General features: G+C 45.2%; 1 rRNA gene. It reads right to left on the minus strand.

The features are described from left to right. Positions 1-259: 259 nt before the first annotated feature. Positions 260-314, minus strand: a 16S ribosomal RNA gene (locus FS666_RS19535); the annotation flags it as partial.

Below are 314 nucleotides of genomic sequence, written 5' to 3' on the forward strand. Positions count from 1 at the left end.
TCCGTCCTTCGTCGGCTCCTAGTGCCAAGGCATCCACCGTGCGCCCTTTGTAACTTAATCTTTAAAAGATCAACCTGCAAAAGGTTTGTGTTTCTTATGGTGCTCCATAACGGATCATCCATAAGGTGAACGATTCTCGGTTTGTTTCTTCTCTTGCTTATCTGGTTTTCAAAGAACGAATAGAGAGTTTGACCTCTCAAAACTGAGCGAAACGAAAACGTCATTTCTTACCAGCACTCGACTGGTATAGAATCCTTAGAAAGGAGGTGATCCAGCCGCACCTTCCGATACGGCTACCTTGTTACGACTTCACC

The sequence above is a fragment of the Siminovitchia fortis genome, assembly GCF_007681465.1.
Taxonomy (GTDB): Bacteria; Bacillota; Bacilli; order Bacillales; family Bacillaceae_C; genus Siminovitchia; species Siminovitchia fortis.